Source organism: Actinoplanes nipponensis, from assembly GCF_016862275.1.
GTDB lineage: Bacteria > Actinomycetota > Actinomycetes > Mycobacteriales > Micromonosporaceae > Actinoplanes > Actinoplanes nipponensis.
Genome location: NZ_BOMQ01000051.1, coordinates 58,083 through 73,012, shown reverse-complemented (window position 1 = coordinate 73,012; position 14,930 = coordinate 58,083). Strand labels below are relative to the sequence as shown.

Sequence of the window (14,930 nt, the reverse complement as noted above, 5' to 3'; positions counted from 1 at the left end):
CTCGGGATTCTGTCTTGGAGCGGGAGCGGAGTCTCAGTGGTCCAGGTGGCAGTTGCCGGCGGCGGCCGACACGCAGGTCTGCACCAGGACGTTGTCGCCTTCGACGGCGGTGGTGATCGAGCCGTCGCGCAGGTCGCGAACGGCGCCCTCGGTCATCGGCAGCACGCAGCTGAAGCAGATCCCCATCCGGCAGCCGGACGGCATCAGCACGCCCGCCGCCTCGCCGGCCTCCAGCAGCGGCGTGCTGCCGCCGGCGTCCACGACCGTGCCGGTGCGCCCGAAGGTCACCTTGCCGCCGTCGCCGGTGGCGATGACCTTCGGCCGGAACCGTTCGACGTGCAGGTTCTGGGCGATGCCGGCCGCGGCGAAGTGGGCGCCGAGGTCGTCGAGCATCTCGTTGGGCCCGCAGGCCCAGGTGGGCCGCTCGGCCAGGTCGGGGACCAGCGCGGCCAGCTCGGCCGGGCCGATCCGGCCGTCGGTGCCGGTGTGCCGCTCGACCAGGCGGATCCGGCCCGCGGCGGCCAGGGCACGCAGCTCGTCGCCGAAGACGACGGCCTCGCGCTCCCGCGCCGAGTGCACCAGCACCACGTCGTCGAGCTCGGGCAGCAGGCTGCGCAGGATGCCCATCACCGGGGTGATGCCGCTGCCCGCGGTGACGAAAAGGATCTTGCCGGGGCGGGTGGCGGGCAGGGTGAAGTCGCCGGCCGGCTGGTCGAGGTTGACCAGCATGCCGCGCCTGGCCTGCCGGACCAGGTAGGAGCTGACCGCGCCGTCGCGGACGGCGTTGACGGTCACGGAGAGCCGGCCCGGAGCGCTGGTGACCGAGTACGCCCGCCAGAGCCGCACGCCGTCCACGTCGACGCCGATCCGCACGTACTGCCCGGGCTCGTGGGGCCGGAAGCCGCGGCCGGGCCGCAGCACCAGGGTGACCGCGTCGCGGGTCTCGGGCCGGACCGCCTCGATCCGCGCGCGCAGGACGCCCGCGTTGCGCAGGGGCGCGACCACGTCGAGGTAGTCGGCCGGCACCACGGGGGTCGTGAGGAGCTCCACGACGCGCCAAGCGCCCGATCGCAGGGTCTGAGTCACCGCCATGTGACAAGCGTGCGGCGATCCGGGCACGAATGCCTGACCCGGTCAAGGGAATTTGGCCCGGAGCTATTGTTCCTAGCGAACAAAGGAGGGTCGCAGTGAGCGATGTGAAGGACTTCCGCCTATCCGCCGAGGCGGTCGCGCCGCTCCGTCACGCGCTGCCGGCGGTCGCCACGCAGACCGTGGAGGCGATCACCGAGGGGGTGCCGGCGTACGCCAAGGCCTTCGCCGGCGAGCTGGGCCCGCAGATCGAGAAGGCGGTCCGGGCCGCCCTGGCCACGTTCCTCAACCTGGTGTCGCGCTCGGCCGGCAAGGGGCGGGGCTCGCCGCTGACCCCGGCGCTGGAGGCCGCGTACGCGCTGGGCCGGGGCGAGGCGCGCAACGGCCGCAGCCTGGACGCGCTGCTGGCGGCGTACCGGCTCGGCGCGCGGGTGGCCTGGCGGGAGCTCGCCGCGATCAGCGTCGGGGCCGGCCAGGACTCGGCCACCATCGCGCACTTCGCCGAGCAGGTGTTCGCGTACATCGACGAGCTGTCCGCGGCCAGCGTGGCCGGGCACGCCGACGAGCTGGCCAGCTCCGGCCGGGTCCGCCGCCGGCACCTGGAGCGGCTCGCCCAGGCCCTGCTGGCCGGGGAGCCGGCGCACGCGGTGACCGCGGCGGCCGAGCGCGCGGAGTGGCTGCCCCCGCAGACCCTGACCGCGGTGCTGGTGCCCGAGCCGTTCGCCCGCGCGGTGCTCGACCTGCTCGACGCCCGCACCCTGCAGGTCGCCGAGGCCGGGCCGGACGAGACGTCGGTGCTGCTGGTCCCGGACGCCCAGGGCGTCTCCCGCTCGCACCTCATCCGCCTGCTGGCCGGGCGGGGCGCGATCGTCGGCCCGGTACGCCCCTGGCTGCAGGCCCGTGACTCGCTGGAGCGGGCCGCGCGCACCGCCCGGTTCGCGCCCAGCAGCGGCGGCGCGGTGGTCGACACCGAGGACCACCTGGTCACGCTCGTGGTCGGCGCGGACCCGCAGGCGCTGGCCGACCTGCGGGCCCGGGTGCTGGCCCCGCTGGCCGGCGAGAAGGAGCCCAGCGCGGCCAAGCTGGTCGAGACCCTGCGCGCCTGGCTGCGGCACCAGGGCCGGCGCGACGAGGTGGCGGCGGCGCTGTTCGTGCATCCGCAGACGGTGCGGTACCGGATGACGCGGCTGCGCGAGCTGTACGGCGACCGGCTGCGCGACCCCCGGTGGCTGCTGGAGCTGACCGTCGCCCTGGCGGTGGACCCGGGCTGAGCCGCCCGCGCCCGAACGGATGACCACCGTCGCCGGGGCGCCCGCGGCCTGCCTATGGTCGGCGCGGACGGCGGCGAACGGGGGCGGACCGTGGACGACGACGACGAGGCGGAGCGGACCGGGCAGGATGTCGTGCGCGAGGTGCTGGCCGCGCTGGCGCCCGGCGAGCTGCCGTACGTGGCTTCGGTGCTGGAGGCGTACCGGATCGCCCCCTGGACCCTGACCGGCGTGCCGGGCGGGCCGCGGGACGCGTGGGCGCCGTTCGTGCTGGGTTTCGTCGCCGAGACGGTGGTCGCCCTGGCCGCCGGTGAGCCGGCGGCCGAGCCCGCCCGGGGCCGGTTCGCCGCGCTCTTCGCGCTGTGGCGCCGGCGGCCCACCGACGACCTGGCCCAGGCGCCGGACCGGCCCGTGCCCGCCTTCGACGAGGACCAGCTGCGCAAGGTGTGGGGCGCGGCGACGGAGGCGACCACCCGCCACGGCTACCCGCCGGGTGACCGCGAGGCGTTCGCCGCCGCGGTGGTCGCCGCCCTCGCGCTCGGTCACCTGCCCCGCCCGCGGCGTCCGCCCGACGCCGGCCCCTGACCGCGCCGGCCCGAGGCTCACCCGGCGTCGGCGGCCACCCGGTCGCGGCCGGCGTGCTTGGCCGCGTACAGCTGGCGGTCCGCCCGGGCCAGCAGCACGGCCGGCGTGACCCCGGGATCCGCGGTGGCCGTGACGCCGATGCTGGCCGTGACCGGCAGCCGGCCGGTGATCGGCGCCCAGTCGTGCCCGCGGAGCCGCGCGGCCAGCGCCTCGCAGGTGCGGACCGCCGCCGCCACCGCGGTGCCCGGCAGGGCCAGCAGGAACTCCTCGCCGCCGAGCCGGGCGGCGAAGGCCGGTTCGCTCACCGCCTCGGTCAGCAGCCGGCCCACCTGGCGCAGCACCAGGTCGCCGGCGTCGTGCGACAGCGTGTCGTTGATCCGCTTGAAGTGGTCCAGGTCGACGATCGCCGCGGCCAGCGGGCTGCGCGCGGCCACCGCCTCGGCCAGCAGCGCGGGCAGCCGCTCGTCGGCGTACCGGCGGTTGTGCAGGCCGGTCAGCGCGTCGCGGTGGGCCAGCTCGCGGTAGTGCTCGCCGATCCGGCGGGCCTCGGTCGCCTCGTACACCGCCTGCAGCGTCCGGGCCTGCGCGTCGCGCTGGGCCGACTGGAGCTCGGCGAAGAACCGGTGGTAGGCGATGTGCGCGTCGTACGCCGCCCGGTGCTGGTCCATCGCGGCGTACAGGGCGGCCTGCTGCTCCAGCATCGCCGCCTCGGTGGCGCGCAGCCCGCGTTCCCGGGCGAGCCGGCGGGCGGCGTCCAGATCGGCCTGCGCGGCGGCGTACCGCCCGGCCAGCCGGTGCGCCTCGCCGAGGGTCAGCATCGCCTCCGGCAGCGCCGCGCCGGTGCTGTCCAGGTGGCGCGCGTCCTGGGTGAGCGGGCGCAGGATCTCCTCGACCGCCCGGTGGTCGCCGGCGGCGAGCCGGGCCCGGGCGACGGTGATCAGCTGCGGGCCGTCCAACGTGAGGCCGGCGGCCGCCCGGACCTCGGTCATCCGCGCGATCGCCCGCTCGGCCGCGCGCGGGTCGCCCTCCTGGGTGGCCAGGTTGGCCAGGTTGCCCAGGATCATCAGCGTCTGCTGGTGGTCGCCCATCGCGGTGGCCAGGTCCAGCGCCTCGCGGTAGCGCCGCGCCGCGGCGCCGGGGGAGCCGCTCTCGCCGAGCACCACGGCCAGGGTCATCAGGTGCCGGACCCGGACGGCGGCCGGGTCGTCCGGGCCGAGGTGGGCCACCGCCTGCCCGGCGTGGGCGAGGGCGCCGGCCCGGTCGCCGATGTAGTAGTGGAAGTGGGTGAGCGTGCGGTGGCTGCAGGCCAGCACGTAGGTGTCCCCGTGCTCCAGCGCCCAGGCGTTGACCTGCTGGGCGAGGGTGCCGCCCTCGGCGGTGCGGCCCTCCCGCAGCGCCGCGTCGGCCCGGATCAGCCGGGCGCGCATGGCGGTGCGCTCGTCGCCGTCGCGCTCCAGCGGCGCCGCCGCGGCGGCCGTGGCCCGGAACTCGGTGACCGGCCGCAGCTCGAGCTCCGCGACCTCGATGCTCACAAACCGCAATCTAGTGCTCACAGGTCTCGCTCGGGGTGCGAACCGCGCCGCCCGGGGTTTCACCGCCGGAACACGGGAAACAGAGGCCCCGTGGACGATCGGTATCAGCTGCGGCAGCGACTCGGCGTGGGCGGCATGTCGGAGGTGTGGCGGGCCCACGACCAGGTGCTCGGCCGGGACGTGGCGGTCAAGGTGCTCGCCCCCGGCGCGGCCGGGGACGCCCACCGCCCGGCCCGCATCCGGCTCGAGGCGCGCGCCGCCGCCGGGCTGCGTCACCCGCACATCGTCGACGTGTACGACTACGGCGAGGAGATCGACGCCGCCGGCCGGGCCCGCCCGTACGTGGTGATGGAGCTGGTCGACGGCCCGACGCTGGACGACGTGCTGAAGAGCACCGCCCTGTCGTGGCCGACCGCGACCCGCATCGGCGCGCAGGTGGCCGCCGCGCTCGCCGCCGCCCACGCCCGCGGCGTGGTGCACCGTGACGTCAAGCCGGGCAACGTGATGGTGACCCCGGACGGCGTGAAGCTGGTCGACTTCGGCATCTCGGCCGCCGCCGGCGCGGTCGACGAGGCCGACGGCGAGGTCCTGGGCACCCCGGCCTACCTGGCCCCGGAACGCCTCGACGGCGGTCCGGTCCGGGTCGCCACCGACGTGTACGCGCTGGGCCTGCTGCTCTACCGGGCGCTGGCCGGGCGCCTGCCGTGGAGCGGCTCGACCGTGACCCAGATGGTCGGCAACCACCTCTACACCGATCCCGCCCCGCTGCCCCGGATCGAGGGCCTGCCCCCGCGGGTGGCCGAGCTGGTGCGCCGCTGCCTGGCCAAGCGCCCGGAGCAGCGGCCGACGGCGGCCGAGGCGGCCCGGATCCTCGGCGCCGCCGTGGGCCTGCCCGGGCCACAGCCGTGGGAGCTGCCGGCCGCGGCCGACCAGGCGGGGGAGCCGACCGTGGCCCTGGCGGCGCCGCGCCCGCGCCGGCCCCGCCGCTCGGCGCTGCTGGTGGCGGCGGCCGTCGTGGCCCTGGCGATGATGTCGTCGTTCACCTGGTGGCCGTCGGACGCGCCCCGGTCGGTCCGGGCCGAGGCCGCGACCGTGCCCGCCACCACCGGGTCGCCCACCGCGCGGCCGTCACCGGCCGCGCCGGCCGCCGGGCAGCCCACGAAGCCGGTCAGCGCTCCGGTCGCGCGCCGGCCGGTGGCGGTCCAGCCGGTGGTCGCCCACCGGGTGAAGGCCGCGCCGAAACCGAAGGCCAAGGCCCCCAAGAAGGCCAAGGCCGCCAAGTCCAAGGGCAAGGGCAAGGGCCGGCACGGCGGCAAGGGCTGATCAGGCCCGGCGCCGGTACTCCTGGGGGCTCATCCCGCGTTCGCGCTTGAAGGCCGAGCTGAGCGCGAACGAGCTGCCGTAGCCGACCCGGCGGGCCACCGCCGCGATCGTGGTCTCCGGCTCGCGCAGCAGGTCCGCCGCCAGCGTCAGCCGCCACGCCGTCAGGTAGCTCATCGGCGGCTCGCCGACCAGCTCGGTGAAGCGGCGGGCCAGCGCCGAGCGGGACACCCCGCCCCGCGCGGCGAGCGCCGCGACCGTCCACGGCCGGGCCGGTTCCTCGTGCAGCAGCCGCAGGACCGGGCCGACCACCGCGTCGTCGCGGGCCGTGTGCCAGCCCGGCGCCCCGGAGCCCGGCGTGGCCAGCCAGTCGCGCAGCACCGCCACCAGCAGCAGGTCCAGGATCCGGTCCAGGACCAGCTCCTGCCCGGGCTCGGGGCGGCCGATCTCCGCGGCGAGCAGCTCCACCGGACCGGGGGCGCCGGGCCGGACCAGCACGGCCGGCAGCGCAGCCAGCAGTCGCCGGCTGACCTCGCTGTGCAGCTGGTACGTGCCGGTCAGCAGCAGGGTGCCGCTGTCCGGGCCGTCGCCCCAGGTGCGGCCGGCGGCGTCCACACTGCTGGTGCGGTCCGGCCCGATCAGCGTGGTGCAGGCCTCCCCGGGTCCGATCAGCGTCTGCCAGGGCGTGTCCGGGTCGTCGGCGACGGTGTAGTGCCCCGGCCCGCGCACCAGCGCCACGTCGTACGGCCGCAGCCGCACCCCCGCTCCGCCGTCGGGCAGCACCCACGCCGTCCCCCGCAGCAGCGTGATGACGGTCAGTGGGGCCTCGTCCTGGATGCGCAGCGCGTACGGCGGCTCGAGCAGCGAGCGCAGCAGGAACGCCCCCCGCGCCCGCGGCCCGTCCAGCAACCCGGTCAGCGAGTCCACGCCGTCACCGTAGCGCTACAACTCCGCCCGCGCGGGCCCTACTTTCGTCCATAGGGGAGAAAGTTCTGATCCCACGTGGAGAAGTTTCTGTACATCGAGCCTTTCCTTTGTCCTGCGGCCTGAGTTAGCGTCGCTTCACGTAACACGCGAGACACATCGCGTTAGCGTCAAGCCCATCTATGCCTGTGGCCGGAAGGGATGCCGTATGCGCACGGGAATCTGGTTGATCGGCGCGCGCGGCTCCGTCGCGGTCACCGCCATGGTCGGCGCCACCGCGTTGCGGGCCCGCCTGGTCGAGCCGACCGGCTGCGTCACCGAGCTGCCGCAGCTGCGCGGCGCGGCCCTGCCCGGCTGGGGCGAGCTGGTCTTCGGGGGCCACGACATCGTCACCACGCCGGTGCTCAAGAAGGCCGACGCGCTGGCCGCCGCCGGGGTGCTGCCCGGCCGGCTCGTCGCCGCCCTCGCCGAGGAGCTGACCGCGATAGAAGCCGGGCTGCGGCCGCTGCCCGCCGCCGGCACGCAGGCCGGCACCGCCGGGCGGATCGCCGCCGACCTGGGGGAGTTCCGCGAGCGCCACGCCCTCGACCTGGTCGTGGTGATCAACGTGTCGACCACCGAGCCGCTGGCCGCGCCGCACCCCGCGCACGCCGGCCTGGCCGCGCTGACCGCCGCGCTGGACGGCCCGGAGCCGGTGCTGCCGCCGAGCGCCCTGGCCGCGTACGCCGCCTTCACCGCGGGCTGCTCCTTCATCGACTTCACGCCGTCCACCGGCGCCCGGCTGCCCGCGCTGGCCGAGCTGGCCGAGCGGCAGCACGTGCCCTACGCCGGGCACGACGGCAAGACCGGCGAGACGCTGGTCAAGTCGGTGCTGGCGCCCATGTTCGCGCTGCGCAACCTGCGGGTGCGCAGCTGGTCCGGGATCAACCTGCTGGGCGGCGGCGACGGCGCCAACCTGGCCGACCCGGCCGCCAACGCCGCCAAGGTCGCCAGCAAGCAGCGGGTGCTCGGCGACGCCCTCGGCTACCGGCCGGAGGGCACCAGCCGGATCGACTACGTGGCCGCCATCGGCGACTTCAAGACGGCCTGGGACCTGGTCACCTTCGACGGCTTCCTGGGCACCGGGATGCGGATGGAGTTCACCTGGCACGGCTGCGACTCCGCGCTGGCCGCCCCGCTCGTGCTCGACCTGGCCCGGCTGACCGCCGCCGCGCACCGCGCCGGACACGCCGGGCCGCTGACCGAGCTCGGGTTCTTCTTCAAGGACCCGCTCGGCGCCGGGCCGTCCGCGCTGGCCGAGCAGTGGGCCGCGCTGGCCGCGTTCACGGCGGGACTGGACGGGTGAAAGCCCCGCTGCGCACCCTCGCCGAGCTGGTCCGGGCGCCGGCGGCGCTGTCCGTGCCCGGCGACGTCATCGCCGGCGCGGCCGCGGCCGGGACCCTCGGGCGGCGCACCGCGGGCCTGGCCGGCGCGTCGGTCTGCCTCTACTGGGCCGGGATGGCCGCCAACGACTGGGCCGACCGCGACCTCGACGCCGTCGAGCGCCCCGAGCGCCCGATCCCGTCCGGCCGGATCCCGGCGCCCGCCGCGCTGGGCGTCGCCGCGGGGCTCACCGCGGCCGGGCTGACGCTGGCGGCCCGGGCCGGGGGAGCGCGGGCCCTCGCCGTCGCGGTGCCGCTGGCCGCGGCCGTCTGGGCCTACGACCTGCGGGCCAAGAACACCGCGGCCGGGCCGGTGGGCATGGCCCTCTGCCGCGGCCTCGACGTCCTGCTGGGCGCGAGCGCCGGCGATCCGGTACGGGCGATGCCCGCCGCCCTGGTCGTCGCCGCCCACACCTACACGGTCACCGAGCTGTCCCGCCGCGAGGTGTCCGGCATCGCCGGTCCCGCCCTGCCCACGGCGACGCTGGCGGCGACCGCCGGGCTGGCGGCGGCCGTCGCCGCCCGCGGCAACGCCAGCGCCGCGATGCTGGCCGGCGAGTACCTGACCAGCTACGGCCGGGCGCAGGCCCGCCTGCTCACCGGGGCGCCCACCGCGGGCGGAACCGGGCCGCTCCGCACGCCGGGGACTGTGCCGGAAGCCGGGGCGGGAGCCGCGTCACCAGCCGGACCCGCCGCCGTCCGCGCCGCGGTCGGCGCCGGCATCACCGCGCTGCCGTCGCTGCAGGGCGCCCTCACCGCCCGCGCCGGCCGCACCTGGCTCGGCGCCGCCGTCGCGGCCGTCGCGCCCCTCGGCCGGCTGCTCGCCCGGAAGATCTCACCGACATGACCGGGCTGCGGTTCGGCTACGGCACCAACGGCTTCGCCAACCACCGCCTGGCCGACGCCCTCACCGTCATCGCCGGCCTCGGCTACGCCGGCGTCGCCCTGACCCTGGACCACGACCACCTCGACCCGTTCGCGCCCGGCCTGGCCCGGCGGGTCGCCCGCACCGCCGACCGGCTGCGCGAGCTCGGCCTGGCCGTGGTCGTGGAGACCGGCGCCCGGTACCTGCTCGACCCGTGGCGCAAGCACGCGCCCACCCTGCTGCACGACGACCGCAAGCTGCGGCTGGACTTCCTGCGGCGCGCGGTCGCGGTCGGCGCCGACCTGGGCGCCGAGGCGGTGTCCTTCTGGTCCGGGGTACGCCCCGACGACGTCGACCACCGCACCGCCTGGCAGCGCCTGGTCGACGGCTGCGCCGAGGTCACCGCGGCGGCCACCGCCGCCCGCGTGCCGCTGGGTTTCGAGCCTGAGCCGGGCATGCTGGTGGCCGACCTCGCCGGCTGGCGGCGGCTGCACGCCGAGCTGGGCGCGCCGCCGATGTTCGGCCTCACCCTCGACATCGGACACTGCCGCTGCCTGGAGCCGCTGCCCGTGCCCGACTGCGTGGCCGCCGTGGCGCCGCACCTGGTCAACGTCCAGATCGACGACATGCGCCGGGGCGTGCACGAGCACCTCGAGTTCGGCGCCGGCGAGATCGACTTCCCGCCGGTGCTGCGGGCCCTGCGCGCCGGCGGCTACCGCGGGCTGGTCGCCGTCGAGCTGCCCCGGCACTCGCACGCCGCCCCGGCCGTCGCGCGTGACTCCCTGGCCTTTCTGACCGCGGCCGACCAGGAGGGACGATGACCCTTGACGACCTGCGCGCGGCGCTCGCCGCCGTACCGGCAAAGCCCTGGCTCGACGATGCCCTGGCCCGCGTGCGGGCCGACCCGGACGCCGTCGGGGCCCTGTTCGCCCGGGCCGGGCGCAAGCTCGGCCGCGATCCGCTGGCCGGCGCCGGCGGCTGGACGGCCGGGCGGGCCGGCCGGGCGCTGCTGCTGGCGGAGCTGGCCGACCCCGGGCGGATCGTGACCGTCTACCAGCAGGGCGACGCCGCCGAACGGCTCGCCGTGCTGGCCGCGCTGCCGCTGCTGGAGCTCGGCGACGCCGGGGTGCCGCTGCTGCACGACGCGCTGCGGACCAACGACACCCGGCTCGTCGCCGCGGCGCTGGGCCCGTACGCACGGCGCCTGGACGCCGCCGCCTGGCGGCAGGGCGTGGTCAAGTGCGTCTTCATGGGCATCCCGCTCAGCGCCGTGTCCGGCCTCGCCGACCGCGCCGACGCGGAGCTGGCCGCCATGCTGGCCGCGCTGGCCACCGAACGCGCCGCCGCCGGGCGCCGCCTGCCGGCCGACGCGCTGGCCCTGCTCAACCGGCTGACCGTCGCCCCCACCTCGAGGAAGCAGGCGTGATGCGCATCTTCGACCCGCACATCCACATGACCTCGCGCACCACCGACGACTACCGCGCGATGGCCGCCCACGGCGTGCAGGCCGTGGTGGAGCCGGCGTTCTGGCTGGGCCAGCCGCGCACCAACCCGGGCTCGTTCGCCGACTACTTCGACTCGCTGATCGGCTGGGAGCCGTACCGGGCGGCGCAGTTCGGCATCCGGCACCACGCGACCCTGGCGCTGAACCCCAAGGAGGCCAACGATCCGCGCTGCCGGGGCGTGCTCGACCTGCTGCCGCGCTACCTGGACAAGGACGGCGTGGTCGCGGTCGGCGAGATCGGCTACGACTCGATGACCCCGGCCGAGGACGAGGCGTTCGCCGCCCAGCTCGCCCTGGCGATCTCCTACGAGCTGCCGGCGCTGGTGCACACCCCGCACCGGGACAAGGCCGCCGGCACCCGGCGCACCCTCGACGTCGTCGCCGAGTCCGGCATCCAACCCGGCCGGGTCGCCGTCGACCACCTCAACGAGGTCACCGTCGGCCTGGTCCGCGACTCGGGCTGCTGGCTGGGCTTCTCCATCTACCCGGAGACCAAGATGTCGCCGCCGCGGATGGTGGAGATCATCAAGGCGTACGGGACCGAGCGGATCCTGGTGAACTCGGCCGCCGACTGGGGCCACTCCGACCCGCTGCTGACCGTGGCGACCGGCGAGGCGCTGCTGGCGGCCGGGTTCACCGCCGACGACGTGGACCGGGTGCTGTGGCGCAACCCGGTCGAGTTCTACGGCCAGTCCGGCCGCCTGGACCTGTCCGCCACCGCCGCCGGCCCGTCCTTCGCCGGCAGCTCGATAGCGCGGGGAGGCAGCTGATGCGCCTGCGCCACCCGGACGGCCAGCTCGTGCACCTGTCCTACTGCACCAACGTGCACGCGGCCGAGGACTTCGCCGGCATCCTGGCCCAGCTCGACACGTACGCGGTGCCGATCCGGGAACGGCTCGGCGCGGACGTGCTCGGCCTCGGGCTGTGGCTGGCCGCGCCGGTGGCCGCGGGGCTCGCCGCGGACGTCGCCGGGCGGCAACGGCTGCGCCGCGAGCTGGACGCGCGCGGGCTGGAGGTGGTCACCCTCAACGGGTTCCCGTACCAGGCGTTCCAGGCGCCGGTCGTCAAGCACGCGGTCTACCAGCCCGACTGGACCACCGGGCAGCGGCTGGCGTACACCCTGGACCTGGCCCGGGTGCTGGCCGACCTGCTGCCGGCCGACGCCGCCCGCGGTTCGGTCTCCACGCTGCCGCTGGCCTGGCGCGAGCCGTGGGACGCCACCCGCTTCGGCGACTGCCGGCACCACCTGGACGAGCTGGCCCGGTCGCTGGCGCAGCTGGACCGCGAGATCCGGGTGGCCTTCGAGCCCGAGCCCGGCTGCGTCATCGAGAACACCGCCCAGGCGGCGGAGCTGCTCGCCGGGATGGACACCCGCCGGCTCGGCGTCTGCCTCGACCTGGCCCATCTCGCCTGCGCCTGGGAGGAGCCGGCCGAGGCGCTGCGCACCCTGGCCGCGGCCGGCCTGCCCATCGTCAAGGTGCAGGTGTCGGTGGCGCTGGCCAGCGCCGACCCGCGGGCCGACGCCGCGGTGCTCGGCGAGTACGTCGAGCCGCGCTTCCTGCACCAGACCCGCGGCGGGCTCGGGCTGGCCACCGACGACCTGGACGAGGCGCTGGCCGTGCCCGGCGGCGGCGACCAGCCCTGGCGGGTGCACTACCACGTGCCGCTGCACGCGCCGCCCGTGCCGCCGCTGCAGACCACCGTCGGGGTGCTGGCCGAGTCGCTGCGGCTGTTGGCCGGCGGCTCCGAGGCGCTCTGCGACCACTTCGACGTGGAGACGTACACCTGGCACGTGCTGCCCCCGACCTCGCGCCCGCACAGCCCGGCCGAGCTCGCGGCCGGCATCGCCGCCGAGCTGTTCTTCGCCCGGGCCCAGCTGACCGCGCTGGGCCTCACGATCCACGAGGGAGTGACGCCGTGACCCCCGTGGTCGTCCTGGACGTCGTCGGCCTGACCCCGCGGCTGCTGGCGCACATGCCGCGCCTGACCCGGCTGGCCGGCGCCGGCTTCCGGGCGCCGCTGGGCACGGTGTTGCCCGCGGTCACCTGCTCGGTGCAGTCCACCTTCCTCACCGGCACGCTGCCCGCCGAGCACGGCATCGTCGGCAACGGCTGGTACTTCCGCGACCTCGGCGAGGTGCTGCTCTGGCGGCAGCACAACGCGCTGGTGCGGGGGGAGAAGCTGTGGGACGCGGCCCGGGCGCGCCGGCCCGGCTTCACGGTGGCCAACGTGTGCTGGTGGTACGCGATGGGCGCCGACGTGGACTGGACCGTGACGCCCCGGCCGGTCTACCACGCCGACGGGCGCAAGGACCCGGACTGCTACACGTACCCGCCGGAGCTGCACGACGAGCTCACCGCCGCGCTCGGCCCGTTCCCGCTGTTCAGCTACTGGGGCGCGAACGCCGGCCTGGCCTCGTCGCGGTGGATCTGCCGGGCCGCCGAGCAGATCATGGACCGGCACCACCCCGACCTGACCCTGGTCTACGTGCCGCACCTCGACTACGACCTGCAACGCCACGGCCCGTCCTCGCCCCGCGCCGCCGCGGCCGCCGCCGAGCTGGACGCCACCCTGGGCCCGCTGCTCGACGCCGCCACGGCCCGCGGCGCCACCGTCGTGGTGCTCTCCGAGTACGGCATCACCGATGTCTCCCGCCCCGTCGACATCAACCGCCTGCTGCGGGCCGAGGGCCTGCTGCGGGTGCACACCCAGGCCGGCATGGAATACCTGGACCCGTGGACGTCGCGCGCGTTCGCCGTGGCCGACCACCAGATCGCGCACGTGTACGTGCGCGACCCTGCCGACGTCCCGGCCGTGGCGAAGCTCTGCGCGACCCTGCCGGGCGTCGCCGAGGTGCTCGACGCGGACGGCCGGGCGGCGTACGGCCTCGACCACGAACGCTCCGGCGAGCTGGTGCTGGTGGCCGAGCCGGACGCCTGGTTCACCTACTACTACTGGCTGGACGAGCGGGCGGCGCCGGACTTCGCCCGGCTGGTCGAGATCCACCGCAAGCCCGGGTACGACCCGGCGGAGCTGTTCTTCGACCCGGCCGGCCCGACCGCCGCCAAGGCCCGCGCGGGGCTCGCGCTGCTGCGCAAGAAGCTGGGCCTGCGGTACCTGATGAGCGTGGTCGGCCTGGACGCCGGGGCCCGCGCGGTGCGGGGCTCGCACGGGCGGCTGCCCGCCGACCCGCGCGACGCGCCGGTGCTGATCTGCTCGGACCCGGCGGCCGCGCGGGACGCGGTCGCGGCCACCGAGGTGAAGGAGCTGCTGCTCTCGCTGGCCGGCCTGCCACCGTCCGCACCCGCCGGCGCCGGGTCGTCGGCGCTCGCCCGACCCGGGCCCCGGCCGTGAGCGTCGAGGCCGCGCCCGGCACCGACGCCGAGCTGGCCCGCCGGTGCGAGTCGGCGCTGGTGGCGTACCTGGACCGGCAGCGGCCGCACTGGCCGGACGGCACCCCGGCCGGCGTGCTGGACGCGGTCCGTCGGTTCGTGCTCAGCGGGGGCAAGCGGCTGCGCCCGATGTTCTGCTACTGGGGCTGGCGCGGGGCGGGCCAGCCGGACACCCCGCAGATCGTCGTCGCGGCGGCCGCGCTGGAGCTGTTCCACGCGTTCGCCCTGATCCACGACGACATCATGGACGGCAGCACGCTGCGCCGCGGCCAGCCGACCGTGCACCGGCACTTCGCGGAGGTGCACACCCGGCACTCCTGGCGCGGCGAGGCCACCCGGTACGGCCACAGCGCGGCCCTGCTCTGCGGCGACCTCTGCGCGGCCTGGGCCGACCACATGCTGCACGAGTCGGGCCTGCCGGTCGACTGGATCCACCGCGGCTACCGGCTGTTCACGGTGATGCGCACCGAGGTCATCGCCGGGCAGTACCTGGACCTGGTCTCGGGCGTGGGCGACGGTTCGGTGGCGGGCGCGCTGACCGTTATCCGGATGAAGGCCGCCCGCTACACGGTGACCCGCCCGCTGCAGATCGGCGCGGCGCTGGCCGGCGCCCCGCCCGGGCTGCTGGACGCGCTGCAGGCGTTCGGCGACCCGCTGGGCGACGCCTTCCAGCTGCGCGACGACGTGCTGGGCGTCTTCGGCGACCCGGCCGTCACCGGCAAGCCGGTGGTCGACGACCTGCGCGAGGGCAAGCCGACGGTGATGATCGCGATGGCCCGGGACCGGGCCGACCGCGCCCAGGCGGCCCGGATCCGCCGCCTGTTCGGCGACCCCGGGCTCGACGACGCCGGGGCCGAGGAACTGCGCGCGCTCATCACGGCCACCGGGGCCCGGGACCGCATCGAGGACCTGATCGCCCAGCGGGCCGCCGAGGCCACGGCCGCCCTCGCCGGCGCGCCGCTGACGGCCGAGGCCCGCTCGGCGCTGGCGGCGCTGGCCGGCTCTGTGGTGGCGCGGCGCCGCTGAGCCG

The 14,930-nt window shown here is 76.5% G+C and carries 14 protein-coding genes; 11 read left to right on the top strand and 3 right to left on the bottom strand.

Annotation, left to right across the window (positions count from 1 at the left end):
• Nucleotides 1-33: 33 nt before the first annotated feature.
• A complete protein-coding gene (locus tag Ani05nite_RS20510; RefSeq protein WP_203770438.1) occupies nucleotides 34-1,092 on the bottom strand; it encodes a ferredoxin reductase in 1,059 nt (352 codons plus the stop codon).
• A gap of 29 nt (nucleotides 1,093-1,121) precedes the next feature.
• On the opposite strand from Ani05nite_RS20510, the gene Ani05nite_RS20505 reads away from it, so the two are divergent.
• On the top strand, nucleotides 1,122-2,360 hold the full coding sequence (locus Ani05nite_RS20505) for a PucR family transcriptional regulator (protein WP_203770436.1): 1,239 nt from the start codon (nucleotides 1,122-1,124) through the stop codon (nucleotides 2,358-2,360).
• Between the two features lie 90 nt (nucleotides 2,361-2,450).
• Nucleotides 2,451-2,942, top strand: a complete 492-nt coding sequence (locus Ani05nite_RS20500; protein WP_203770435.1) for a hypothetical protein — start codon at nucleotides 2,451-2,453, stop codon at nucleotides 2,940-2,942.
• Nucleotides 2,943-2,959: 17 nt separating this feature from the next.
• On the opposite strand, the gene Ani05nite_RS20495 is transcribed toward Ani05nite_RS20500, so the two are convergent.
• Nucleotides 2,960-4,474 carry a GGDEF domain-containing protein gene (locus Ani05nite_RS20495; RefSeq protein ID WP_239130430.1) on the bottom strand — a complete coding sequence of 505 codons (1,515 nt, stop codon included), beginning with the start codon at nucleotides 4,472-4,474 and terminating at the stop codon, nucleotides 2,960-2,962.
• Between the two features lie 90 nt (nucleotides 4,475-4,564).
• On the opposite strand from Ani05nite_RS20495, the gene Ani05nite_RS20490 reads away from it, so the two are divergent.
• Entirely contained in the window at nucleotides 4,565-5,797 is a 1,233-nt protein-coding gene (locus Ani05nite_RS20490) for a serine/threonine-protein kinase (RefSeq protein ID WP_239130427.1), read from the top strand.
• Here Ani05nite_RS20490 and Ani05nite_RS20485 read toward each other — a convergent pair whose 3' ends face one another.
• Nucleotides 5,798-6,721: an AraC family transcriptional regulator gene (locus Ani05nite_RS20485; protein WP_203770433.1), complete on the bottom strand. Its 924-nt coding sequence runs from the start codon at nucleotides 6,719-6,721 to the stop codon at nucleotides 5,798-5,800.
• 205 nt (nucleotides 6,722-6,926) lie between these two features.
• Between Ani05nite_RS20485 and Ani05nite_RS20480 the strand changes: the two genes are divergently transcribed.
• The 8 genes from Ani05nite_RS20480 to Ani05nite_RS20445 are packed head-to-tail and all read left to right on the top strand — an operon-like array spanning nucleotide 6,927 to nucleotide 14,926.
• A complete protein-coding gene (locus Ani05nite_RS20480) occupies nucleotides 6,927-8,063 on the top strand; it encodes an inositol-3-phosphate synthase (protein WP_203770432.1) in 1,137 nt (378 codons plus the stop codon).
• A complete protein-coding gene (locus Ani05nite_RS20475) occupies nucleotides 8,060-8,986 on the top strand; it encodes an SCO3242 family prenyltransferase (protein ID WP_203770431.1) in 927 nt (308 codons plus the stop codon). The genes Ani05nite_RS20480 and Ani05nite_RS20475 overlap by 4 nt, the downstream gene beginning before the upstream one ends.
• Complete coding sequence (locus Ani05nite_RS20470; RefSeq protein WP_203770430.1) at nucleotides 8,983-9,825, top strand: sugar phosphate isomerase/epimerase family protein; 843 nt, start codon at nucleotides 8,983-8,985, stop codon at nucleotides 9,823-9,825. Before Ani05nite_RS20475 ends, Ani05nite_RS20470 begins: the two co-directional genes overlap by 4 nt.
• Nucleotides 9,822-10,430: an EboA domain-containing protein gene (locus tag Ani05nite_RS20465; RefSeq protein ID WP_203770428.1), complete on the top strand. Its 609-nt coding sequence runs from the start codon at nucleotides 9,822-9,824 to the stop codon at nucleotides 10,428-10,430. Before Ani05nite_RS20470 ends, Ani05nite_RS20465 begins: the two co-directional genes overlap by 4 nt.
• Nucleotides 10,430-11,278, top strand: a complete 849-nt coding sequence (locus tag Ani05nite_RS20460; RefSeq protein ID WP_203770426.1) for a TatD family hydrolase — start codon at nucleotides 10,430-10,432, stop codon at nucleotides 11,276-11,278. Before Ani05nite_RS20465 ends, Ani05nite_RS20460 begins: the two co-directional genes overlap by 1 nt.
• Entirely contained in the window at nucleotides 11,278-12,429 is a 1,152-nt protein-coding gene (eboE, locus tag Ani05nite_RS20455) for a metabolite traffic protein EboE (protein WP_203770424.1), read from the top strand. Before Ani05nite_RS20460 ends, eboE begins: the two co-directional genes overlap by 1 nt.
• Nucleotides 12,426-13,862, top strand: coding sequence for an alkaline phosphatase family protein (locus Ani05nite_RS20450; protein ID WP_203770423.1), 1,437 nt, complete (start codon nucleotides 12,426-12,428; stop codon nucleotides 13,860-13,862). The genes eboE and Ani05nite_RS20450 overlap by 4 nt, the downstream gene beginning before the upstream one ends.
• Nucleotides 13,859-14,926, top strand: coding sequence for a polyprenyl synthetase family protein (locus Ani05nite_RS20445; RefSeq protein WP_203770421.1), 1,068 nt, complete (start codon nucleotides 13,859-13,861; stop codon nucleotides 14,924-14,926). Before Ani05nite_RS20450 ends, Ani05nite_RS20445 begins: the two co-directional genes overlap by 4 nt.
• Nucleotides 14,927-14,930: the final 4 nt, after the last annotated feature.

Bases quoted from the DNA above. Each gene is read 5' to 3' on its own strand.
- Ani05nite_RS20505 (WP_203770436.1), top strand. From the start codon at position 1,122: ATGCCTGACCCGGTCAAGGGAATTTGGCCCGGAGCTATTGTTCCTAGC.
- Ani05nite_RS20470 (WP_203770430.1), top strand. From the start codon at position 8,983: ATGACCGGGCTGCGGTTCGGCTACGGCACCAACGGCTTCGCCAACCAC.
- Ani05nite_RS20460 (WP_203770426.1), top strand. From the start codon at position 10,430: ATGCGCATCTTCGACCCGCACATCCACATGACCTCGCGCACCACCGAC.
- Ani05nite_RS20480 (WP_203770432.1), top strand. From the start codon at position 6,927: ATGCGCACGGGAATCTGGTTGATCGGCGCGCGCGGCTCCGTCGCGGTC.
- Ani05nite_RS20510 (WP_203770438.1), bottom strand. From the start codon at position 1,092: ATGGCGGTGACTCAGACCCTGCGATCGGGCGCTTGGCGCGTCGTGGAG.
- eboE (WP_203770424.1), top strand. From the start codon at position 11,278: ATGCGCCTGCGCCACCCGGACGGCCAGCTCGTGCACCTGTCCTACTGC.
- Ani05nite_RS20465 (WP_203770428.1), top strand. From the start codon at position 9,822: ATGACCCTTGACGACCTGCGCGCGGCGCTCGCCGCCGTACCGGCAAAG.